Origin of the sequence: Pleomorphomonas sp. JP5 (genome assembly GCF_023721815.1) — a bacterium.
Taxonomy (GTDB): domain Bacteria; phylum Pseudomonadota; class Alphaproteobacteria; order Rhizobiales; family Pleomorphomonadaceae; genus Pleomorphomonas.
The window spans coordinates 38,066-57,063 of record NZ_JAMDLI010000002.1 but is presented as its reverse complement, the minus strand read 5'-3'; the positions used below and the strand labels follow the sequence as shown (position 1 = coordinate 57,063).

24 protein-coding genes are annotated in these 18,998 nt (G+C 65.2%); 8 read left to right on the top strand and 16 right to left on the bottom strand.

Annotation, left to right across the window (positions count from 1 at the left end; genetic code table 11):
• Positions 1–34 precede the first annotated feature (34 nt).
• Entirely contained in the window at positions 35–757 is a 723-nt protein-coding gene (locus M4J40_RS02165) for an ROK family protein (RefSeq protein WP_251751749.1), read from the top strand.
• Positions 758–795: 38 nt separating this feature from the next.
• Here M4J40_RS02165 and M4J40_RS02160 read toward each other — a convergent pair whose 3' ends face one another.
• The 4 genes from M4J40_RS02160 to nifB form a co-directional block, all read right to left on the bottom strand.
• Complete coding sequence (locus tag M4J40_RS02160) at positions 796–1,803, bottom strand: Gfo/Idh/MocA family protein (RefSeq protein ID WP_251751748.1); 1,008 nt, start codon at positions 1,801–1,803, stop codon at positions 796–798.
• A 61-nt stretch (positions 1,804–1,864) separates the two neighbouring features.
• Positions 1,865–3,010, bottom strand: coding sequence for a homocitrate synthase (gene nifV / locus M4J40_RS02155; RefSeq protein ID WP_251751745.1), 1,146 nt, complete (start codon positions 3,008–3,010; stop codon positions 1,865–1,867).
• On the bottom strand, positions 3,007–4,164 hold the full coding sequence (locus tag M4J40_RS02150) for a cysteine desulfurase family protein (RefSeq protein WP_251751743.1): 1,158 nt from the start codon (positions 4,162–4,164) through the stop codon (positions 3,007–3,009). Before M4J40_RS02150 ends, nifV begins: the two co-directional genes overlap by 4 nt.
• Before the next feature lie 18 nt (positions 4,165–4,182).
• Positions 4,183–5,637, bottom strand: coding sequence for a nitrogenase cofactor biosynthesis protein NifB (gene nifB, locus M4J40_RS02145; RefSeq protein ID WP_251751742.1), 1,455 nt, complete (start codon positions 5,635–5,637; stop codon positions 4,183–4,185).
• Between the two features lie 357 nt (positions 5,638–5,994).
• Between nifB and M4J40_RS02140 the strand changes: the two genes are divergently transcribed.
• Positions 5,995–6,549 (top strand): peroxiredoxin, encoded by a 555-nt coding sequence (locus M4J40_RS02140; protein ID WP_251751740.1) that lies wholly within the window; start codon positions 5,995–5,997, stop codon positions 6,547–6,549.
• The gene (locus M4J40_RS02135; protein ID WP_251751738.1) at positions 6,549–7,079 is read left to right on the top strand and encodes a carboxymuconolactone decarboxylase family protein; all 531 of its coding nucleotides are present in this window, start codon (positions 6,549–6,551) and stop codon (positions 7,077–7,079) included. Before M4J40_RS02140 ends, M4J40_RS02135 begins: the two co-directional genes overlap by 1 nt.
• 60 nt (positions 7,080–7,139) lie before the next feature.
• Here M4J40_RS02135 and M4J40_RS02130 read toward each other — a convergent pair whose 3' ends face one another.
• Entirely contained in the window at positions 7,140–7,562 is a 423-nt protein-coding gene (locus M4J40_RS02130) for an NUDIX domain-containing protein (RefSeq protein ID WP_251751737.1), read from the bottom strand.
• A 536-nt stretch (positions 7,563–8,098) separates the two neighbouring features.
• On the opposite strand from M4J40_RS02130, the gene M4J40_RS02125 reads away from it, so the two are divergent.
• Positions 8,099–9,022 (top strand): metallophosphoesterase, encoded by a 924-nt coding sequence (locus M4J40_RS02125; RefSeq protein ID WP_251751735.1) that lies wholly within the window; start codon positions 8,099–8,101, stop codon positions 9,020–9,022.
• Here M4J40_RS02125 and M4J40_RS02120 read toward each other — a convergent pair.
• Positions 8,995–9,600, bottom strand: a complete 606-nt coding sequence (locus M4J40_RS02120; protein ID WP_251751734.1) for a hypothetical protein — start codon at positions 9,598–9,600, stop codon at positions 8,995–8,997. The genes M4J40_RS02125 and M4J40_RS02120 overlap by 28 nt on opposite strands.
• Before the next feature lie 226 nt (positions 9,601–9,826).
• On the opposite strand from M4J40_RS02120, the gene M4J40_RS02115 reads away from it, so the two are divergent.
• The gene (locus tag M4J40_RS02115; RefSeq protein ID WP_251751732.1) at positions 9,827–10,069 is read left to right on the top strand and encodes an Lrp/AsnC ligand binding domain-containing protein; all 243 of its coding nucleotides are present in this window, start codon (positions 9,827–9,829) and stop codon (positions 10,067–10,069) included.
• 82 nt (positions 10,070–10,151) lie between these two features.
• The gene (locus tag M4J40_RS02110; protein ID WP_251751730.1) at positions 10,152–10,625 is read left to right on the top strand and encodes a DUF1203 domain-containing protein; all 474 of its coding nucleotides are present in this window, start codon (positions 10,152–10,154) and stop codon (positions 10,623–10,625) included.
• A gap of 225 nt (positions 10,626–10,850) precedes the next feature.
• On the opposite strand, the gene M4J40_RS02105 is transcribed toward M4J40_RS02110, so the two are convergent.
• The 5 genes from M4J40_RS02105 to M4J40_RS02085 all read right to left on the bottom strand — a co-directional run bounded on the left by M4J40_RS02105 (position 10,851) and on the right by M4J40_RS02085 (position 14,052).
• Positions 10,851–11,621 (bottom strand): thioredoxin family protein, encoded by a 771-nt coding sequence (locus tag M4J40_RS02105; RefSeq protein WP_251751729.1) that lies wholly within the window; start codon positions 11,619–11,621, stop codon positions 10,851–10,853.
• A 128-nt stretch (positions 11,622–11,749) separates the two neighbouring features.
• Positions 11,750–12,133 (bottom strand): RidA family protein, encoded by a 384-nt coding sequence (locus tag M4J40_RS02100; protein ID WP_251751727.1) that lies wholly within the window; start codon positions 12,131–12,133, stop codon positions 11,750–11,752.
• Positions 12,134–12,184: 51 nt separating this feature from the next.
• The gene (leuD, locus tag M4J40_RS02095) at positions 12,185–12,790 is read right to left on the bottom strand and encodes a 3-isopropylmalate dehydratase small subunit (RefSeq protein WP_251751726.1); all 606 of its coding nucleotides are present in this window, start codon (positions 12,788–12,790) and stop codon (positions 12,185–12,187) included.
• Between the two features lie 26 nt (positions 12,791–12,816).
• Positions 12,817–13,764, bottom strand: a complete 948-nt coding sequence (gene argC / locus M4J40_RS02090) for an N-acetyl-gamma-glutamyl-phosphate reductase (protein WP_251751724.1) — start codon at positions 13,762–13,764, stop codon at positions 12,817–12,819.
• Between the two features lie 150 nt (positions 13,765–13,914).
• On the bottom strand, positions 13,915–14,052 hold the full coding sequence (locus tag M4J40_RS02085; protein WP_251751723.1) for a hypothetical protein: 138 nt from the start codon (positions 14,050–14,052) through the stop codon (positions 13,915–13,917).
• A gap of 176 nt (positions 14,053–14,228) precedes the next feature.
• On the opposite strand from M4J40_RS02085, the gene thpR reads away from it, so the two are divergent.
• Positions 14,229–14,768 (top strand): RNA 2',3'-cyclic phosphodiesterase, encoded by a 540-nt coding sequence (gene thpR / locus M4J40_RS02080; RefSeq protein ID WP_251751720.1) that lies wholly within the window; start codon positions 14,229–14,231, stop codon positions 14,766–14,768.
• A gap of 6 nt (positions 14,769–14,774) precedes the next feature.
• Here thpR and M4J40_RS02075 read toward each other — a convergent pair whose 3' ends face one another.
• On the bottom strand, positions 14,775–15,236 hold the full coding sequence (locus tag M4J40_RS02075; protein WP_251751719.1) for a low molecular weight protein-tyrosine-phosphatase: 462 nt from the start codon (positions 15,234–15,236) through the stop codon (positions 14,775–14,777).
• A gap of 105 nt (positions 15,237–15,341) precedes the next feature.
• Between M4J40_RS02075 and M4J40_RS02070 the strand changes: the two genes are divergently transcribed.
• Positions 15,342–15,980, top strand: a complete 639-nt coding sequence (locus M4J40_RS02070; protein WP_251751717.1) for a LysE family translocator — start codon at positions 15,342–15,344, stop codon at positions 15,978–15,980.
• Here M4J40_RS02070 and M4J40_RS02065 read toward each other — a convergent pair.
• The 4 genes from M4J40_RS02065 to M4J40_RS02050 all read right to left on the bottom strand — a co-directional run bounded on the left by M4J40_RS02065 (position 15,964) and on the right by M4J40_RS02050 (position 18,987).
• Positions 15,964–16,422, bottom strand: coding sequence for a hypothetical protein (locus tag M4J40_RS02065; RefSeq protein ID WP_251751715.1), 459 nt, complete (start codon positions 16,420–16,422; stop codon positions 15,964–15,966). The genes M4J40_RS02070 and M4J40_RS02065 overlap by 17 nt on opposite strands.
• Complete coding sequence (gene rlmN, locus M4J40_RS02060; RefSeq protein WP_251751714.1) at positions 16,422–17,669, bottom strand: 23S rRNA (adenine(2503)-C(2))-methyltransferase RlmN; 1,248 nt, start codon at positions 17,667–17,669, stop codon at positions 16,422–16,424. The genes M4J40_RS02065 and rlmN overlap by 1 nt, the downstream gene beginning before the upstream one ends.
• 191 nt (positions 17,670–17,860) lie before the next feature.
• On the bottom strand, positions 17,861–18,385 hold the full coding sequence (locus M4J40_RS02055) for an invasion associated locus B family protein (protein ID WP_251751713.1): 525 nt from the start codon (positions 18,383–18,385) through the stop codon (positions 17,861–17,863).
• Positions 18,386–18,609: 224 nt separating this feature from the next.
• A complete protein-coding gene (locus M4J40_RS02050) occupies positions 18,610–18,987 on the bottom strand; it encodes a YkvA family protein (protein WP_251751712.1) in 378 nt (125 codons plus the stop codon).
• Positions 18,988–18,998: the final 11 nt, after the last annotated feature.

The following is an 18,998-nucleotide window of genomic DNA, read 5'->3' as shown; positions in this document are numbered from 1 at the left end:
AAGCTGGTTTGAGTGCGGTTCAGGGAGGACGCGGATGTATATCGGGATCGACTGGGGCGGAACGAAGATGGAGGTGATCGGGCTCGATGCCCTGGGCGTCGAACTCTGCCGACATCGCATTCCGACGCCGCGCGAGGACTACGATGCCTCGATCCGGGCGGTGGCCGAGCTGGTCGATCACGTCGAGACGGCGACCGGCGAGCGTGGCAGCGTCGGCATCGGCCTGCCCGGCAGCCCCAACCCGCTGACCGGCCTCATCCGCAACTCCAATGCCTTCTGGCTGAACGGCAAGCCGCTCGGTCGTGACCTCGAGGCCGCTCTCGGCCGTCCGGTCCGGCTCGCCAACGACGGCAACTGCCTCGCCGTCTCCGAGGCGATCGATGGCGCTGGCGCCGGCCTCGACGTCGTCGTCGGCATCATCCTCGGCACGGGGCACGGTGGCGGCATCGCCATCAAGGGCAGGAGCCACAATGGCTTCCAGGGGCTGGCCGGCGAGATCGGTCACTACTCGCTGCCCTGGCCGAAGGAAGGCGAGTATCCGGGACCGAAATGCTGGTGCGGCCGTCACGGCTGCCTCGAGATGTATTGCTCGGGCACAGGCTTCGAGCTTCCCAGGCAGCTTTCGGCCCGCACCAACCTCTGGGAGGGCGAGGCGAGCCGGCTGGTCTTCTCCGACAGCGTGGCGACGCCGATCCGCAAGGCCAGACACGGCGACAGCTCGGGCGTCAGGGGCGCCGCCTTCCTCTGGAAGGAATAGAAGGGGAGGAGGCGGTTGCGATCCGCCCCCTTGCACGCTTACAGGCTGACCCAGCGGCCGGTCTTGCCGGACTCGACGATCGCGTCGAGGATCTTCATCATCTTCACCGCGTCGCGATAGTCGTAGGGCAGCGGTTCGACGCCACGGATCGCCTTGGCGAAGGCTTCGCCCTGAAGACCATACTGGTCACAGGCGGGCAGGGTGATCTCTTCGATCTTGGCGTCACCCAAGGCTGTGCCGCGATCGAGACGAATCACCGTTTCCTGCATTGGCGGGGCGTTGAAGGGGATCACCACCTCAATGCGGCCGGTTGAGCCGACGACATTGACGCGCTGGTGCGGCACGGTCTGCGTGCCGACGGTGAACGTCAGGTGGCGCCCCTCGCCGAAATCGAGAATCGCCGAGGTCAGAACGTCGGTGCCAAACGTCTTGTCCAGCTCGATCAGGCCGATCACCCGTTTCGGTTCGGCGTCGAACACGAAGCGGGCGGTGACAATCGGATAGACGCCGATGTCCCAGAGGCCGCCGCCGCCATTTTCCGGCTTGTTGCGAATGTTGGCGGGGTCGTCGAGGAAATAGGAGAAGAAGGACTGCGCGGCCGCGACCCGGCCGATGGCGCCCGTGCGAACGAGCTCGCGGGTCTTCAGCCATTGCGGATGGAAGCGAACCATGAAGGCTTCGAGATAGACGATGCCCGGCGGCAGGGCGGCAAGGCGCTCGGCGTCCGCGGCATTCATTGCCGCCGGCTTCTCGCTGAGCACGTGCTTGCCGGCGCGCGCGGCGGCGAGCGTCAGATCGACGTGGCTGTCGTTCGGCGTCGGGATGTAGACCGCCTCGATGGACGGGTCGGCGAACAGGGCCTCATAGGAGCCGTGGGCGACGGGAATGTCGAGGGCGACCGCCGCCGTCTTCGCCGTATCGATGTTGCGCGAAGCAATGGCCGCCACCTCCAGCCAGGGCGTCGTGCGAAACCCGGGAATGACCTTCTCGCGGGCGATATTGGCGGTGGAAACGACGCCGATACGGACGGGCTTGTGCGTGGACATGTGCAGCCTCCCTTCTGTTTTGTACGATTTATAGGGGAGGGCTTCGGGGAAGGGAAGCGTGTCAGACGTTGCCGGACGATCGTTCGGCCGACATCGCCAGCTCGGCGTGCAGATGGACGAGTTCGCCGCTGGTCAACGCCCGCTTCCGTTCGGTTGCGAGCCGCCGTACGGCCTCGACGAGGGGACCCGCGAGCTTTGGGTCGAGGGCCATGCCGCGACTTGCCAGAACGTGGGCCAGCGCCTGGGCGCCCGAGTGCTTGCCGATGACGACGGTGTGGTGACGCCCGAGCAGCCTGGGGTCGAGGCCCTGGTAGGTCTGGGCTTCCTTGAGAAGACCGGCGACGTGGAGGCCGCTCTCGTGGGAGAACACATCGCGCCCGACGACGGCCTTGCCGAGTGGTACGTCGCGGCTGGCCGCGCTGGCGACCATCTCGGCAAGCGGCTTCAGCGATGGCAGGTCGATACCGGTCGAGCGGCCGTCGAGCCGCAGCAGGGCGACGGCCACCTCTTCCAGCGCGGCGTTGCCGGCTCGCTCGCCAAGGCCGAGCACGGTGACGGAGGCCTCCTCGCAGCCGGCGCGCAGGGCGGCGAGCGTATTGGCGGTGGCAAGGCCGAGATCGTCGTGTCCGTGAAACTCGAGAGCGAGCGAGGTGCGGGCTCTCAGGTCCACGACCAGTTTCATGGTCGACAGCGGATCGAGAACGCCGACGGTGTCGGCCAGCCGCAGCCGCCAGCCGCCGGATTGCGCGACCATCTCGGCCATGGCGGCGAGGTGATCGGGATCGGCGCGCGAGGCATCCTCGGCGCCGACCGAGACCTCAAGACCGAGATCGAGCGCCATCGGCACGAAACGGGCGATGCGGGAGAGCGCCTCGCGCCTGTCGATGCCGAGCTTGGCGGCGAGCTGCAAGTCGGAGGCGGGAATGGACAAGTTGATGGCCGGTGCGCCGCTGCGGATAGCGGCGGCGATGTCCTCGCCACGCATGCGGCACCAGACGGCGACGCGGACCGGCAAGGCCAGGCCGACGATGGCGGCGATCGTGCCGATCTCGTCTTCGCCCATGGCCGGGGTGCCGGCCTCGATCTCGGCGATGCCGGCGGCGGCGAGCGCCTCGGCGATGGCCAGCTTCTCGCTGCGCGTGAAGGCGACGCCAGGCGCCTGTTCGCCATCGCGCAGCGTGGTGTCGTTGAGGCGGGCGCCGATCATGCTGCGGTCTCCAGAATGCCGGCTTCGCGCGCGATCGCCGGAAGCAAAGCGAGAAGGTGGTCGATGTCCGCATCGGTGTTGAAGCGGGACAACGAGAAACGGACGACCGAGCCGGCGAGATGCTTGAGCCCCATGGCGAGCAGCACACGGCTCGGCGCCATGCCGCCAGCCGCGCAGGCGGAGCCGGACGAGGCGGCGATGCCGGCACGGTCGAGACGGCTCAGCATCATTTCGGCATCTGCGCCGGGGAAGGCGAGACAGGCGGTGTTGGCAAGGCGCGCCGCGCGGTCGCCGAGGACGAACGCGCCGGGAAGGGCCGAGAGGACACACGTCTCCAGGCGATCCCGGAGGCCGGAGATACGCCTGGCTTGGTTGTCGGAGAACGCAAGCCGGGCTGCGACGCCGAAGCCGACGATGCCCGGTACGTTCTCGGTGCCGGCCCGTCGACCACGCTCCTGGCCGCCGCCGGTGATCAAGCCTTCGAAAGGAATGCCTCGACGGACATGAAGGGCGCCGATGCCTTTCGGGCCGTGCAGCTTGTGGGCGCTGAGCGAGGCCATGTCGACGCCGCTGGCGGCAACCGAAAAATCGAGCCGGCCAGCGGCCTGCACGGCGTCGGTGTGGAACAGGGCGCCGACGGCGTGGGCGAGCGGGACGAGATCGGCAATGGGAAACAGCGTTCCTGTCTCGTTGTTGGCGGTCATCAGCGTGACCAGTGCGGTGTCGGGGCCGAGCGAGGCACGATAGGCATCGAGGTCGAGCCGGCCGCATGCGTCGACCGGAAGACGATGGATAACGATGCCATCCGTCGCGGCGAGGCGGTCGAGCGTCGCGTGGACCGATGGATGCTCGACGGCGGACGTCACCACCTTGCGCCGGCCTGGCCGGGCGGCGAGCGCCGCGCGAATGGCGGCGACGTTGCTTTCGCTACCGCCGGAGGTGAAGACGATCTCGTCCGGTCGGTCGGCGCCGATCAGTGCCGCCACCTTACGCCGGGCTGCCTCGATGGCACGACGCGCGTCGCGGCCGGCCGCGTGGACGGACGACGGATTGCCATGGAGGTCGGTCAAAGCCGAAAGCATGGCAGCGGCCACCCGGGGATCGACCGGGGTGGTGGCGTTGGCATCGAGATAGGCGACCGGGCCGGCGACCATGACGATCCCCCCAAGTGTTCAGGCGACGGCGGCGGCTCGGCCGAAGCGTTCGGCATAGACCTTGCCGACGGCGGTCTCGATGTAGTCGTAGGCGTGGGCGTCGGTGACGGTGATGCCGGCGGCCTGAAGGGCATCGCGCGGGCAGTCGCCGACCTTGGCGCAGAGCACGGTGTCGATGCCGTCGAGGGCGGAGATGGTCGGGCCGAGCGTGGCGTCCTCGCCGAAGCCGCCCATGCAATAGGCGTCGACCTTGCGATGGCCGACGAGCGTGATGCCCTTCGACCCCGCCTCGTAGATCTGGAATTCGCGGGCATGGCCGAAGTGCTCGTTGACGCGGGCGCCGCCCTTGGTGGCGACGGCGACGAGGAGGCGGACGTCGTCGGCCACCGCACCGATGCGCCTGAGGGCATCGTCGCGGGCGGCGCCCCGGTCGCCGCGTTCGGCGGCGACGAAGGCGCGGTAGGCCTGCCGAGGGGCGGGATCGTAGGTGACCGTCTCGGGCAGTCTGTCGAGGTTGAACTCCTGGCCACGGTCCTCGCCGAGCAACCCGATGGCGTCGGCGCGGCATTGGCGGCAGTGGCGCATCAGCTTGGCGCCGCCATCGAGCCGATCCTGCAGGGCCTTGAGTTCGGTCGGCGTCGGCCCGCGCTGGCCGGTGAGGCCGAAGTGGGTGCCATGCGCCGGATCGGAGATCAGCGGCATGACGTTGTGCAGGAAGGCACCGCGTGCGCGCACTGCCCGATTGACCTCCGGAAGGTGGTCGTCGTTGATGCCGGGAATCATCACCGAGTTGATCTTCACGAGGATGCCACGCGCGGTCAGCATTTCGAGGCCGCGCATCTGCCGTTCGAGGAGAATGGTCGCGGCCTCGATGCCGGTGCGCCGCTTGTGGTCGAAGAAGATCCAGGGGTAGATCCGGGCGCCGATCTCCGGGTCGACGGCGTTGATGGTGATCGTCACGTGATCGATGGCCATCTCGGCGATCTCATCGACATGGTCGGGCAGCGCGAGGCCATTGGTGGAAAGGCAGAACTTGATGTCGGGGACGACCTTGCGCACCGCGTCGAAGGTGGCGCGGGTATTCTTCCAGTCATGCAGCGCGTCGCCGGGGCCGGCGATGCCGAGCACCGACAGTTCCGGTACGGCGGCGGCCACCGCAACGACCTTGCGCACCGCTTCCTCCGGCGTCAGCCGTTCGGAGACGACGCCCGGCCGGCTTTCGTTGGAGCAGTCGTACTTGCGATTGCAGTAGTTGCACTGGATGTTGCAGGCTGGCGCCACGGCCACATGCATGCGCGCGAAATAGTGGTGCGCCTCTTCCGAATAGCAGGGGTGATCCTTGATCCGTTCCCAGGTCGCGGGGTCGATATCCGCGGGGCGGGACGATGCGCCGCAGGACGACGATGCGCAGCCGCCGCGCCGGGGGCTTGGCGAGACCGTCAGGCTGTCGAGGGAAACGATCTGCGAGGACATGGCACTCTCCGGGCGAAACGAGGTCAACTCGTGTTTCGCAAACGACGTGCCAGACATAAAATGTATTTATTTCAATGGGATATATAGATTGAACGAGAAAGGCGACACACCAGTGGCAGGTCTTTGTCGGACTTGCGACAAGGGCGCGCCTTGCGTGGCGGAGGCTGAAGCCGGGGGCAAACAACGCTCTTCCGTTCGCTGGACGCGGTTAGGCGGCGAATATCAGTGAAATCCCTTAATTATCAAATAGAAGTGAGCTACATTAAAATGCCTCTAAGAAAGGCTTGCATTTTGGGGCGGTTGTGCCGATAGTGCCGACCGTCCGTTTCAAACCCACTCGTAATGAGGATATTCGACATGCTCGGTATTGGCGACAAGCTCCCTTCCTTCACCGTCACCGGTGTGAAGCCCGGCTTCAACAATCACGTCGAAGGGGGCGTCTCCGCATTCGAGGACATCACCGAAGCGTCCTTCCCCGGCAAGTGGAAGGTGATCTTCTTCTACCCCAAGGACTTCACCTTCGTCTGCCCGACCGAAATCGCCGAGTTCGCCCGTCTGGCCAAGGACTTCGAGGATCGTGACGCCGTCGTGCTCGGCGGCTCGACCGACAACGAGTTCGTCAAGCTGGCCTGGCGGCGCGATCACAAGGATCTCGACAAGCTGCCGATCTGGTCGTTCGCCGACACCACCGGTTCGCTGGTCGACGGTCTTGGCGTCCGCTCGCCGGCCGGCGTTGCCTTCCGCGTGACGGTGATCGTCGATCCCGACAACACGATCCAGCACATCTACGGCACCAACCTCAACGTCGGCCGCAATCCGAAGGACACCCTGCGCGTCCTCGACGCTTTGCAGACCGACGAGCTTTGCCCCTGCAACCGCGAGGTTGGTGGCGACACGCTGAAGGCCGCCTGATGTCGATCGCCAGCCTCCAGGATAGGTTTCCGTCCTATGCGCGCGACGTGAAGCTGAATCTCTCGGCAATGGCCGAGGATGACAGCCTGACGCCGCAGCAGAAATACGGGCTGTTCGTTGCCTGTGGCCATGCGTCGCGCAACGCGGAGGTCGCCAAGGCGCTCGAGGGGGAGGCGGCGAGCCACCTTTCCCCCGAGGCGCTCGATGCCGCGCGCGGCGCCGGCGTGCTGATGGGCATGAACAATGTCTATTACCGCTTCCTGCACCTCACCTCGAACCCGGAATACCGGACCATGCCGGCCCGGCTGCGCATGCAGCTGATCGGCAAGCCCGGCGTGGACAAGGTGGATTTCGAACTGTGGTGTCTCGCCGTTTCGGCGATCAATGGCTGCGGGATGTGCATGGACAGCCACGAGAAGGTGGTGCGCGAGGGCGGTCTTCCCGCCTCGGCGGTGCAGACCGCCGTTCGCTTCGCCGCCATCATACAGTCGGCAGCGATCGCGCTTGAGACGGCGGCGGTCGTCGCCTGATCTCGGATCGATACATTGTTGCTGAGCGCCCGGCCGGACAGCGTCCCGCCGGGCGTTTCGTTACCAGCACTCGTCAGGCGGCAGTCCTTCGAACAGCTCGGCAAGGCGACGCCGCGTGGCCGTGGTCGTTCCTTCCGGCAAGCCGTCGGGTGCGAAAAGGCCGATCTCGGCAATTTCCCGATTGGCGCGGAACGCGCGACGCGGCACGCAGTCCGGCACATGGTAAAGCGCCACATGGTCGCGGCCGGCCATGGCCGGATTGAAGTAGAGGCCGAGAAAGCGGGTGGCGCCCGCCGCTTCGTAGCCGGTCTCCTCGAAAAGCTCCCGTCGAGCGGCGGCTTCGGCAGTTTCGCGAGCGTTGACACCGCCACCGGGCAGGTGCCAGCCGGACACGTATGTATGGCGAACCAGCAGTATACGCTCCTCGCTGAAAGCGATGGCGCGTACGCCCAACGTCGTGCCGCCCCACAGTCGGACCGCCAAGGATCGGGCTTGTGCGACAAGGGGTTGCACCGCGTCAATCAGTCGAGCTGTACTCACGACATCCTCATCTGGCAACTGACTCGAAAGTCGACATTTCTTCGGCTGGGAACTTTAGCCTTTCGTCTAGGTCATACTTTGGGTTAACCACTTTTACCTCTAAGGAAAGCTCAGTGTTTAGCCTCATGGCAAAAACATTGTGCATTTGTTATAGCTTTGGTGTGAAAGAGAAGTCGCTGGTGATTTCTCTCAACAACCTCAGAAGAAGGCTATCATGTTTTCCCTCTTCCGCCGTCGCTTCAACCGTGCCCATCGTTATAGTTGGGTGTCGGCCGTCGACGCGAACAATCCCCATATCGTCGCCGCCGTGCTGACATTCTGGGGGCGCTAGTCCGGTTCGGACGCGCAACGGTTCGAGGCGTGAACCAACTTCGTGAGCATAGCATTCGGGGCGGGTTGCCGAGCGGCGATCCGCCCCTCGTTTTTATGGCCCGAGCATTCGTCTTTACCGGCGCGTGAGCATCGGCTACCCAAGATCCATGTTCCGTCTGATCCATATTTCCGACCTGCATCTCGGGCCACTGCCGGCGGCCCGTATCCGCGATCTCGCGTCCAAGCGCATTCTCGGTTACGTCAACTGGCGACGCAATCGATCGCGCGCCTTCGGCGATGACGTCGAGGCGGCCCTGATCGCGGCGATTGCAGCGGAACGTCCCGATCATGTCGCGGTCACCGGCGATCTCGTCAACATCGCGCTTGCCGGCGAGTTTGTAACCGCCGCCGCCTTTCTTGGGCTGATCGGGCCAGGCGAATCGGTCAGCGCCATTCCCGGCAATCATGATGCCTACGTGCCCGGCGCCGCCCGTCGGGCACGGAAGAGCTGGGCGGCCTATATGACGGCCGACGCCGGCGAGGCGGATGGCTGGCCCTACGTGCGGCGACGCGGCGAAGTGGCGATTGTCGGGGTGTCCTCCGCGGTCGCAACCGGCCCCTTCATGGCGACCGGCAGCTTCTCCGAGAAGCAGGCGAAAAGACTGGCGACCGTCCTCGACGAGCTCGGCCGGGCCGGCCTCTGTCGGGTGGTGCTGATTCACCATCCGCCCGTGAAGGGGGCGACGGCATGGCACAAGCGCCTTTCCGGAGCCGCGCGCTTTCGCAAGGTCATCGCGCGCCACGGCGCCGAGCTCATCTTGCATGGCCACACGCACAAGCCGACCCGATTGTCGATTGCCGGTCCGGCCGGAGAGGTGCCGGTCATCGGCGTTCCCGCGGCGACGCAGCGCCCGGACGGTCGTCATCCCGCTGCCGGGTTCAATCTGTTCGATATCGAAAGGTTTGGCGAAGGGTTCCGCATGCACCATCGCCTGATGCAGGTCGTGCCGGGTGGTGGCTTCGTGGAGACGCGGGCCGAGGAGATCGTCAGTGTGGCTGACGGTCAGCCCGGCACCATGAACCAGGCGTAGGCGACGAGTCCCAGCGCGCCGACGGCAAAGCCGGCGAGAAAGACGATCAGCGCCCAGATCAACATCGAGCCTCGATCGGCCGCCCGTCCGGATGCTGCCTCGTCGGTTTCGCGGCGACCCAGAGCCGCCGAGCGTAGCTTGGCGACGAGCGCGTCGCTTTCGAGGGACCGCTCGCGTTCGATCAACCGTTCGGCAATATAGTCGGTCACCGCATCGGCGGTGTCGTCGAGGTCGGCGCTTTCATTGAGCGTCAGGCGACCAAGCCGGGTGTCCTTCAGAAGGCGATAGGACCGGCGGTCACGCGCCATCACCACATGCGTGGTGGGATCGACCCAGAGACGGGGCGGCGCCGAGCCTGCTACCTTGCAGATGAAATAGGCGTCGTCGGCAGGAAGCTCGGAAAACACGCTCGCCAACTCTTCGGCAAGCAGTTCGAGGCGAGCCCGATCGCCTTCGTGCAGGTCGGCGTAGGCGTCGGATCGCTCGCTCTCGGCAATGCGCACACGGCGTACGGCATCGGAAAGACGCCGGACCTTGCCTTCGCCGAATTTATTGTCGCCAGCCTCGCCGCCTGTCATGGCTTATCCTGTCGCTTGGGCCCGCTTCCAGACCAACCGCATGAAAGCATACAGCGATGGCCGAATTAGGACCAGCTTAACCATTCTTCACCCACAGCCGGGTTTGCTCCCCAGGTGAAGAGACCGGCTCGGTTGCCCAAGAAGGGCTTGCCGTGAGATCGTTCGTGGTGTTTGAAATCGGCATCGATGCCCCGGCACCGCGCGGTGGCCGGCGAGGAGGAAGGCCATGAAGCCCGTTTTCATCCAGTTGCAGTGCGCCCCAGGCCAGACCTATGCCGTTGCGGATGCCATCTACGCCCTTGAGATCGCCTCCGAACTCTACTCCACCTCGGGCGAATACGATCTGTTGATGAAGGTCTACGTCGACGCATCGGTCCATGAAGACATCGGCAAGTTCATCAACGAGAAGATTTCCTCGATTCCCGGCATCCTGCGCACTCTGACGACTTTGACGTTCCGAGCGTTCTGACATTTCGAGCGTCCGGCGAGAAACGGGTGGTCTGTGAACTCGCAAGGCATGAGTCTGCTTCGCATCACAACGGAGCTCGATCATGTCCTTTCGCATCACAGGTCTTTCGCCCAACGCCTTTCAGTCGCTCTATGGTTTGCCCGATGAAGAACTCGCGGTCCGAGGCGTGCTTCGCTACGTCGTGAACGAGAATCCGGGTTACCCGGACCGGGTGGAAATGCGCGAGGCCCGGGTCGGTGAAACGGTCCTGCTCCTCAACCATTTCAGCCTGCCGGTGGACACCCCCTATCGCGCATCGCACGCCATCTTCGTTCGTGAAGGCGCCACGGAGGTGTACGACGCTATCGATGAGGTGCCCGAGGTCATGCGGAGGCGCCTGCTGTCGCTTCGGGCATTCGATCAAAACGACATGATGGTCGATGCGGACGTGATCGAGGGAAGCCGGGTTGAAACCGTCATCGAGCGCCTCTTTTCGGATCCGGCCGTGAGCTACATCCACGTGCACAACGCAAAACAGGGATGCTACTCCGGTCGCGTGGACCGCGTGGACGGCTGATACGCGTTCCCTTGATCCGGACTCATCCGGCTCAAGCGGGTCTCGGCCTGACCGGCCGGCGCCCGGTCGGGCGCTTCCGCCTCCGTCAGCTTCCGACCCGAAAGCTCAAAACCCGAGGGAAGCGGTATGAGGCCTCAACGAGAGGATGGCGATCGAGGGCGCGCGCGGGTTTGATCCAGTGCGCCTCTTCATCCGCGAGAAAGATTGCCACACAAGAGCGTAGGCCTAGCTGCCACTGCCGCTTTGAAGCGCCAGGCGGGTGGCGCCTATGATCGGGCCGGGAAGGCCGCTCTTGCGGGCCTGGACGATGACGGCGAGGCCAGCGGTGCCCTCGGGCGCCACGTCGGCGAGCGGTAGTTCCAGTGTCATCGCCTGGCCCGACCACAGGCCGACGGCCTGCATCCTGTCGACGACGTTCACATAGGTGACGGTGAGGTTGCGGTTCTCGCCCGAGCCGATGTTCACCGTTTTGGGGGGGAGGTAGCCGGCGATCCAGACCGAAGCCTCGCCGTCGTAATCCTTGGCAGGCAGACTGACGATGATGCGGTCGCTATGAATGCGGGCGGAGACCGTCAGGTCCGGCGTTTCACCGTTGTCGCGCATGATGTCGAGGGAGGCGCGAATCTCATCCTCGCGGCTGCCGATGACCGCGTCGCGGCCGTTGAGCACCACCTGTGGGGTGAAGACCGCGTGGTCTACGCGCGCCCTCGCGTATTCCCTCTGGCGACGCGTGAACTCAGGCTTGGCGTAGGTATCGCGCCAGCCGAGGTAGTCCCAGTAATCGACGGGGAAGGTGAGGGCGACGGTGTCGCGGTCCTTGGCGAGCCGAGACAGTACCTTATCGGCGGGTGGACAGGCGGAACAGCCCTGGCTGGTGAACAATTCGACGACGTCGGCGGCAATAGCGCTGTTGCTTCCAATTGCCAATGCGACGCAGCAGGACGCCGCACCGAGAGCAAAACCCCCGAAGGTCCCCCGCCATGAGATGGTATCCAAGGCCAACCTCTTCGTCATTGTTCTTTGCGGACGTAATGAATACGACAGGTAAGAGTGACGATCCACTCACGAGTGCTTGACCGAACCAATCGGTCAACGCAACGTCGAGTCCGATGATCTCTGGGCGATCAGGCCGGATTCCGGAAGGCGGTGGCCTCTATCTCGACCTTCATCTCCGGGCGAATGAGGCCGGCGACGACCATCGTGGCCGCTGGCCGGGTATCGGCGAACCAGCGACCGACCACCGAGAATACCGGGTCGGCATAGGCGGCGTTGGTAACGATGTAGCGGACCCGAACCACGTCGGATATCGCGAAGCCGGCGTCGCCGAGCGCCTTGGAGATCGTGGCCATGGCGTTCTCTGCCTGGGCCGAAATGTCGTCGGGCATCGCCATGGTCGTGTAGTCATAGCCGGTGGTGCCTGAGACAAAGCACCAGGGACCGTCGACAACGGCGCGCGAATAGCCGGCGACTGCCTCGAAGGGCGAGCCAGTGGAAATGAGCTGGCGCATGGTCTGCCTCAACCGGGCGGCGCCTCCCGCAGAGGGGAGGCGCGTCCTATCTCAAGCCCAGGGGCGAGCGGCGGCGTTCTGAGCCTCGAAGGCGGCGATCTCGGGCGCCTTCTCGAGCGTCAGGCCGATGTCGTCGAGGCCGTTCAGCAGGCAATGCTTCTTGAACGGGTCGATGTCGAAGGACACCTCGCCGCCATCAGGCCCCTTGATCACCTGGTTGACCAGGTCCACCGTCAGCGTCGCGTTGGAGCCGCGCTCGGCGTCGTCCATCAGTTTCTTGAGATCTTCGGGCGAGACGACGATCGGCAGAATGCCGTTCTTGAAGCAGTTGTTGTAGAAGATGTCGGCGAAGCTCGTCGAGATGACGCAGCGGATGCCGAAGTCGAGGAGCGCCCAGGGAGCATGCTCGCGCGAGGAGCCGCAGCCGAAGTTGTCGCCGGCCACCAGGATTTCAGCCTTGCGCCAGGCGTCCTTGTTGAGGACGAAGTCGGGGTTCTCCGTGCCGTCCTGATGGTAACGCATCTCCGAGAACAGGCCCTTGCCAAGACCGGTGCGCTTGATGGTCTTGAGGTACTGCTTGGGGATGATCATGTCGGTGTCGATGTTGAGGATCGGCAGCGGCGCGGCCACGCCGGTGAGCACGTCGAATTTCTGCATGATCTTTCCTTTCCCGAAGCGAGCAATCAGGCGGGGACGAGGCCGGTCGCGGCCGGCCGTCCCAGCATCAGGTTGAGGTTCTGCACGGCAGCGCCGGAAGCGCCCTTGCCGAGGTTGTCGTAGAGAGCGACGATCAGCGCCTCGTCGCCGGCGGCGTCGGCGAACACGTGGAGGCGCAGCTCGTTGGTGCCGTTGAGCGTGCGCGGGTCGAGGCCGGCAAGTCGTTCGGCAGCCTCGAAGGGCATCACCTTGACGAAAGCCTCGCCAGCATAGCGATCGGCCAGCAGCTCGTGAATCGCCTTGGCCGTCAGGCCGGGTGACATCGCCCACAGACGAAGCGGTACGAACGTCAGCATGCCCTGAGCGAAGTTGCCCACGGACGGCTGGAACTGCGGCGCACGGGCAAGGCCGGTATAGGCGGTCATCTCCGGCAGGTGCTTGTGCTTGAAGGTCAGGCCATAGGGCATGAACGGCGAGGGATCCGCGGCCGACACATAGTCCTCGACCATCTTGCGCCCGCCGCCGGAATAGCCGGAGACGCCATTGTAGGAGAGGGGCGCGTTGGCCGGCATAAGCCCTGCCTCGATCAGCGGACGGATGCCGGCGATCAAACCCTGCGGCCAGCAACCGGGATTTGCGACGCGCTTCGAACCGGCGATCGCTTCGGCCTGGCCCTTGGTCATCTCGGCAAAGCCATAGGTCCAGCCAGCCGCCACGCGGTGGGCGGTGGACGCGTCGATCACCCCGGTGCGGTCGTTGTCGATGAGGCTCACCGACTCCCTGGCGGCGTCGTCGGGCAGGCAGAGGATCGCGACATCGGCTTCGTTGAGAAGCCGGCGGCGCTCGTCCATGTCCTTGCGCTTGGCCGGGTCGATGGTCAGCAGGTCGATGTCGTCGCGGGTGGCGAGGCGGTCGCGGATCTGAAGGCCGGTGGTGCCTGCTTCGCCGTCGATGTAGATCTTCGCCCGCGTCATGATCGGTGCCCGGAGTTGGCCGGCTGGAGCCGGCACGTGTTGGAAAGTCCGCCGCGGCGGGGCGCCGGGCGGAGTGCCGAGAGGCTTTACCATCATCGGCCGTCGCTGTCATGCGCCTTGAGCGGCGCCGTCAGGCCAACGCGGCCGGGTTCAGACAGGCAGGATATAGGTGACCACGAGATAGGCGCAGAGGCCGACGGCCAGCACCAGCGCCAGGGCTCGCGCTATCTTGCGCGCGAAGATGACGTCGGGATCGTCGTTATCGTTGGCGGGGTCGTCGAACTGCATGGCTCCGGCCCGTTGAATGGTCTCGCTTGTATATAATCGCGCTGGCGGTGCGGCCAAGCGAACAAAAGGGCTTGCATCCGGGTTGGCCTTCGTTCGACCCTTTGTTTGCTCTTCCCGCCCGGTCCGGCGATTCCCTTCCCGAGGGGCGCTCGGACGGTAACGCCGACGAGGTTGCCATGGCCAGGCTGTTCACCGCCCTCGAGATTCCCGCCACAGCTGGCTTTCACCTGTCGCTCCTGAAAGGCGGCCTGCCCGGCGCCCGCTGGATCGACCCGGCCAACTATCATGTAACCCTGCGGTTCATCGGCGACATAGACCACCGCACCGCCGACGAGGTGGCTGAGGCGCTCGACCGCGTCTACCGGCCGCCCTTCGAGATCAGCCTCAGGGGGCTGCACTGTTTCGCTTCGGGCCGGGTGCCGCATTCGCTGGCCGTCAAGGTGGAGCCGACCGACCAGCTCATCGAGCTTCAGGCCGAGCACGAGCGCATCATCCAGCGGCTTGGCCTGCCGGCAGAGGGGCGGCGCTACATTCCGCATGTCACCCTTGCCCGCTTCAAGGGCACCACCTCGACCGACGTCGCCCGCTGGCTGTCCGAGCATGGCGATTTCATCGGTCCGCGCTTCCCGGTCGATCGCTTCGTGCTTTACTCGTCGCGCGCCTCGGTGGGCGGCGGTCCCTATCTCGTCGAGGAAGCCTACCCGCTGGCCGCCTGAGCGACGTCAAGCGCTGAGCTTTTCAACGAAGGCGCGGGCGGCGCGGTCGCAGAGATCGAACACGGCGTCGAAGGCCCGGTTGTCCTCGTAATAGGGATCCGGCACCTCACGGGCGAGACCAAGCGCCTCCTCCAGCCAAAGACCGATGCGCGCCGTTGATTCCTTCGGGGCAATCCGGCGGAGATCTGCGACATTCTGCAGGTCCATGCCGACGATCAGGTCGAAGTCGGAAAAGTCGGTCTTTCTGACCTGGCGGGCACGCAGCTGCGACAGGTCGACGCCATGCTTGCGCGCGGCGGCGATGGCTCGGCGGTCCGGCGGATCGCCAGTGTGCCAGCCGCCCGTTCCGGCGCTGTCGACGCGGATCCGATCGGCTAGGCCGGCGGCGGCGAGATGGTTCCGCATCAGCCCTTCGGCGGTGGGCGAGCGACAGATGTTGCCGAGACAGACGAACAGGATGGAACGCAACGGTCGGGTCCTTCTTGGGAGTGGCGGTTTTCGCTGCGGCGCGCCTTGCGGTCAAGACGGGGCGAGCCGTAGTGTCGGGAACCCCACAGCGTGGAGCGTTGCGAAATGGAGTTTTTGCCGACGGCCGGCGTGCTTGCCGCCTATACCCTTGCCGTGCTGGCGCTCAACTACACGCCGGGGCCGGACATGGCGATGTTCGTCGGCACGGCGATCACCCGTGGCCGACGGGCGGGCTTTGCAGCTTTCTTCGGAACCAGCACGGGTATTCTGGTGCATACGCTGTTGGTGACCTTCGGTCTTTCGGCGCTGCTCGCCGCCTCGCCCGTCGCCTTCGACGTGCTCAAGGTGGTCGGGGCGCTCTACCTTCTCTATCTGGCCGTCGGCGCTGTCCGTCATGGTAGCCACTTTTCGCCAGACGACGGATTGCTGCCACCCGAGCCGGCCCTCCGGCTTTACCTCAAGGGGCTCGCCATCAACGTGCTCAACCCCAAGGTGGCGCTGTTCTTTCTGACGTTCCTGCCACAGTTCGTCGAGCCGGGCGACCCGGCCGCCCGTGGCAAGCTGCTGGTGCTTGGCCTGTGGTTCCTCGGGGTATCGACACTGTCGATGCTGCCGCTGATTCTTGGGGCAAGCGGTGTCGCGGCTTTCCTCAAGACGCGTCCCCGGGTCATGCGGGGCATCGATTATGTGTTCGCCAGCGTGATGGGCGCCTTCGCGGTCAGGCTGGTCACTGCCCGTCTTTAGGTTCGCGCGGCCGGGTCAGGAAGACGCCGTCGATGCCGGCCATGCGGCCCGCCACCAGCCAGTAGACGAAGCCGCCGACGAAGCCGGCGGCGATCAGGATGGCGATCTCACGCGGGCCGCCGTCGAACGAACGCATCATCGGCGCAAGCCCAAGGGTGGGCAGGGCTCCGAGGAATCCGCCGGCGGCGAGGTAGATGAGGGCGGTGCGAAGGCGGAACACCTCGGTGATCAGGATGACCACAGCCCAGGGAGCCAGCGCCATGGCGCCGAGATAGCTGGCGGTAAAGGCGGCGCCGACGCCGAAGTTGCTCCAGAACCACAGGCTGTCGGCCGGACCGGCCGGCATGAAGCCGACGGAGGCGGCCAGCATGAACAGGGCGGCGGCCACAATCGCCAGGATGAAGCCGATCAGCGCGGCAAAGATCCGGCCGATCGCCCGCATCAGTCCTCTCCGTGGCCGGCGACCATGGCGCGCATGGCGAGATCGGATTCGCTGAGGCCCATCTCCAGCTTGATCCGTTCGGTCTTTCTCAGGCGCTCGCTTTCGCTCTTCAGCTGGCCGCAGGCGGCGGCGATGTCGCGGCCGCGCGGGGTACGGATCGGCGAGGCATAGCCAGCATCGTTGACGAACTGGGCGAAGGCTTCGATCGTCTCCCAGTCGGAGCACTCGTAGACGGTGCCCGGCCATGGGTTGAAGGGAATGAGATTGATCTTGGCCGGAATGCCCTTCAGCATCTTCACCAGATCGCGGGCATCCTGCAGGCTGTCGTTGACGCCCTTCAGCATCACATATTCAAAAGTGATGCGACGCGCGTTGGAGAGGCCCGGATAGGCGCGGCAGGCGTCGATCAGCTCTTTCAGCGGATACTTCTTGTTGATCGGCACCAGAACGTTGCGCAGGTCGTCGCGCACGGCATGGAGCGAGATGGCCAGCATGCAGCCGATCTCGTCACCGGTCCGGGCGATGTTCGGCACCATGCCGGAGGTCGACAGCGTCACGCGGCGCTTCGACAGCGACAGGCCATCGCCGTCCATGATGATGTGGAGCGCCTGCTTGACCGCGTCGAAATTGTAGAGCGGTTCGCCCATGCCCATCATGACGACGTTGGAGACGAGGCGGCCTTCGCTCGGAACGGCGGCCTCGGCGTTGGGCGCCGCGTCGGGATAGTCGCCGAGCCTGTCACGGGCGACGAGCACCTGCGCCACGATCTCCTCGGCGGTCAGGTTGCGCACCAGCATCTGCGTTCCCGTGTGGCAGAAGGCGCAATTGAGCGTGCAGCCGACCTGTGAGGAAACGCAGAGCGTGCCGCGTCCCTCCTCGGGGATATAGACGGTTTCGACCTCCACCGGCTTGCCGGCGCCGCGCGAGGGGAATCGCAGCAGCCACTTGCGGGTGCCATCGGCCGAAACCTGTTCGGCGACGATCTCCGGACGGCCGACAACATAGGCGGCGTCGAGCTTGGCGCGCAGGTCCTTGGCGACGTTGGTCATCGCCGAGAACTCGCGCACACCGCGCACGTAGATCCAGTGCCAGAGCTGGGTGACGCGCATCCTGAGTTGCCGTTCCTCGACCCCGATGGCGAGGAGCGCCTTGGCCATCTCGATGCGCGTCATGCCGACGAGCGATGGCTTTTCCGGAGCGGCGGCGGGGGAGGCGGCAACAGGGTTGTGGTCGATGAGGGTCGACATGGGCGTTCGATCGGTCCTGATGGGATAACGAGGCGGAAATGTCCGCCCGAAAAGCAAGAACGGCCGCGGACGTCACCGTCCCGACCGTTCCCGGTTGTGCGAAGCTATACCAGAAAACAGCAGAAAACCCAAGATGGGGTTTCAGCTCCGGTCACCAACGAGCCCGCCGGGGGCTCCAGACCGGTTGCGACTTACTGGCACTCGGCGTCGATGCGCTTCAGGGCGGCACTGACGCCCTTCAGCGAGTAGGTGTCGGTGGTAACCGTGCCGCGACGCGACGTGCCGGTGATCACCATGTCCGCTCCAGCCTTCATGGCATTGATGAAGCGGCTTTCCTCGGCGGCGTTCTCGACCCAGGCGCCCTGGTCCTTCGTGTACATGCTGAAGGTGGTGTCGCCGATCTTCACCGTGGTCTTGGAACCTTCCTTGTAGGGATAGCCGGTGATGACGGAGATCTCGTGCTTGACGCCTTCCTTCGGGCGATTGGTGATGAACATGAACACCGGATCGCGGTTGACGCCCTTCGGCAAGGTATCCGTCGGCTGGGTCGCGGCATAGCAAACCTTGGCGCCGGCGTTGTTGTAGGTGTAGGTGGCCCAGCGCTCGAACGTCTGGAGCGGCGTAGGCGCCTTGGTCTGCTGCTGCTGGGCGCCTGCGAGGGTCGTCGCGCCGAGCAGCAGTGCGACGGCCAAGCCGAGGGTGCGTGCGTTCGTCATCTAATCACCTTGGTCTTGTCGTGGGACACGTATGGGCCCACCGAAGCGGTCCGCATGAAGCCTAGGGAAACGTTAAGGCGTCGTGGTTACCAAAGTGTTGCTCCGGCGTATCGATCCGTCGGGCAAGGGCGGCCATGGACGCTTCACGTTGTCGCGGCGCGAGGCTTGGCCGGAAATCGGGCGACAATGGGGCCGGCCGGCAATCGCCTTTCCATCTCGGGGTGTTATCCGGCTTTTTCCGCCGCGAGTCGGTCGAGCGCGGCGCGGGCAGCGGCGCGGTGCCGCTCGCCAATGTTGCCCCGAACCATGCCGATTGCGGTGACCAGGACGGTGATGTCGTCGGTGAAGCCGAGACCAAGCACGAAGTCCGGCAGGATGTCGAACGGCATCACGAAATAGGCAAGCGCGGCGAGCAGCGTGGCCCGCACCGGCGCCGGCGTTTCCGGGTCGAGTGCGCAGTAATAGGCGGCCACGACCTCATCGATGAAGGGAATGGCCGCAATGGCCTTCCTGGCCGTTTTCCAGAAACGCGAGCGGACTCGAGCCTCGTGCCCGTCGGCAGGGCCTATGATTTCGGGGTCGGGATCATGAACTTTGCGCATGGGCTCGAAAT

Bases quoted from the DNA above. Each gene is read 5' to 3' on its own strand.
- M4J40_RS02165 (WP_251751749.1), top strand. From the start codon at position 35: ATGTATATCGGGATCGACTGGGGCGGAACGAAGATGGAGGTGATCGGG.
- M4J40_RS02160 (WP_251751748.1), bottom strand. From the start codon at position 1,803: ATGTCCACGCACAAGCCCGTCCGTATCGGCGTCGTTTCCACCGCCAAT.
- nifV (WP_251751745.1), bottom strand. From the start codon at position 3,010: ATGATCGGCGCCCGCCTCAACGACACCACGCTGCGCGATGGCGAACAG.
- M4J40_RS02150 (WP_251751743.1), bottom strand. From the start codon at position 4,164: ATGGTCGCCGGCCCGGTCGCCTATCTCGATGCCAACGCCACCACCCCG.
- nifB (WP_251751742.1), bottom strand. From the start codon at position 5,637: ATGTCCTCGCAGATCGTTTCCCTCGACAGCCTGACGGTCTCGCCAAGC.
- M4J40_RS02140 (WP_251751740.1), top strand. From the start codon at position 5,995: ATGCTCGGTATTGGCGACAAGCTCCCTTCCTTCACCGTCACCGGTGTG.
- M4J40_RS02135 (WP_251751738.1), top strand. From the start codon at position 6,549: ATGTCGATCGCCAGCCTCCAGGATAGGTTTCCGTCCTATGCGCGCGAC.
- M4J40_RS02125 (WP_251751735.1), top strand. From the start codon at position 8,099: ATGTTCCGTCTGATCCATATTTCCGACCTGCATCTCGGGCCACTGCCG.
- M4J40_RS02120 (WP_251751734.1), bottom strand. From the start codon at position 9,600: ATGACAGGCGGCGAGGCTGGCGACAATAAATTCGGCGAAGGCAAGGTC.
- M4J40_RS02115 (WP_251751732.1), top strand. From the start codon at position 9,827: ATGAAGCCCGTTTTCATCCAGTTGCAGTGCGCCCCAGGCCAGACCTAT.
- M4J40_RS02110 (WP_251751730.1), top strand. From the start codon at position 10,152: ATGTCCTTTCGCATCACAGGTCTTTCGCCCAACGCCTTTCAGTCGCTC.
- M4J40_RS02100 (WP_251751727.1), bottom strand. From the start codon at position 12,133: ATGCGCCAGCTCATTTCCACTGGCTCGCCCTTCGAGGCAGTCGCCGGC.
- leuD (WP_251751726.1), bottom strand. From the start codon at position 12,790: ATGCAGAAATTCGACGTGCTCACCGGCGTGGCCGCGCCGCTGCCGATC.
- argC (WP_251751724.1), bottom strand. From the start codon at position 13,764: ATGACGCGGGCGAAGATCTACATCGACGGCGAAGCAGGCACCACCGGC.
- M4J40_RS02085 (WP_251751723.1), bottom strand. From the start codon at position 14,052: ATGCAGTTCGACGACCCCGCCAACGATAACGACGATCCCGACGTCATC.
- thpR (WP_251751720.1), top strand. From the start codon at position 14,229: ATGGCCAGGCTGTTCACCGCCCTCGAGATTCCCGCCACAGCTGGCTTT.
- M4J40_RS02070 (WP_251751717.1), top strand. From the start codon at position 15,342: ATGGAGTTTTTGCCGACGGCCGGCGTGCTTGCCGCCTATACCCTTGCC.
- M4J40_RS02065 (WP_251751715.1), bottom strand. From the start codon at position 16,422: ATGCGGGCGATCGGCCGGATCTTTGCCGCGCTGATCGGCTTCATCCTG.
- rlmN (WP_251751714.1), bottom strand. From the start codon at position 17,669: ATGTCGACCCTCATCGACCACAACCCTGTTGCCGCCTCCCCCGCCGCC.
- M4J40_RS02055 (WP_251751713.1), bottom strand. From the start codon at position 18,385: ATGACGAACGCACGCACCCTCGGCTTGGCCGTCGCACTGCTGCTCGGC.
- M4J40_RS02050 (WP_251751712.1), bottom strand. From the start codon at position 18,987: ATGCGCAAAGTTCATGATCCCGACCCCGAAATCATAGGCCCTGCCGAC.